Here is an 842-nt window from a genome sequence, read left to right as displayed (position 1 = left end):
ACCCTGTCGCCGGAGAGCGCAATGTCGCGCCCCGCATTCACCTGCCCCTGGTTACTGACGGCGCTGCCCGTCAGGCGAACATCGCCCGCGGCATCGGCCCGGCTCTGGCCGTCCAGGACTATTTGCCCGCCGCTCAGGGCCAGATTCTCTCCTGCCGAGACCGCGCTGGCCGCGGAGGACAGCGTGCCGCCGCTGCTGAGCGTCGCGCGGGTATTGCTTCCGCTGCGGGTATTCGTCAGGGTGATATCTTTCCCGGCCGCCACGCTGAGCGCGCCTTTGCTGGTGACGCTGCCGCCGCGCTGCGTCAGGCTGCCGCCGGTGGACAGCGTGGTGTCGGCCTGACCCGTCAGCGTCGCATCCGCAAGCGCCATTCCCTGTTTGCTCGTGACGGTCAGCGCCCCGCCCTGTGCCGACACGCCGCCGCCGTTGACGGTCAGGGTGTCTTTACTGTCCAGCGTCGCAGCGCCGCGGGAAACCAGGGAGGTATTGCTGAGCGTCATCCCCTGCCCGCTGCTCACCGACAGCGCGCCCGCGCTGTTTGTCCCGCCACCCGTCGTCTGCACTTTCCCCGCAGCGGAAAGGCGCATATCGCCCTGGCTGGCGAGCGTGCTGTTATTGAGTTTCACATCCTGCGAGCTGGTTACATTCACCGCGCCACCGGCCTGATGGCTGCCGCTGAGGACCACCCCCGCGCCATTCGCGGTAATCGAGCCGCTGGCCAGGCTGTTCGTGACCGTCAGTTTCCCGCCCGCGTCCAGCTGAATGTCGCCCTGGCGCGCGGTGAGGTTGCCGAGGTTCACCCCCACGCCCGTCTCGCTGGAGACCAGGCGAATACGGTTCGC

Annotated in this window: 1 protein-coding gene; it reads right to left on the bottom strand. The window is 68.3% G+C overall.

What is annotated here, in order from left to right; all coding sequences use genetic code 11:
• The coding region (locus F0319_RS18810; protein WP_149367545.1) for a hemagglutinin repeat-containing protein at positions 1-842 on the bottom strand (842 nt) is incomplete at both ends.

The organism is Enterobacter vonholyi (assembly GCF_008364555.1).
Lineage (GTDB): Bacteria > Pseudomonadota > Gammaproteobacteria > Enterobacterales > Enterobacteriaceae > Enterobacter > Enterobacter vonholyi.
The sequence above is the reverse complement of the archived record's forward strand: the minus strand, read 5'-3'. Positions and strand labels throughout refer to the sequence as shown.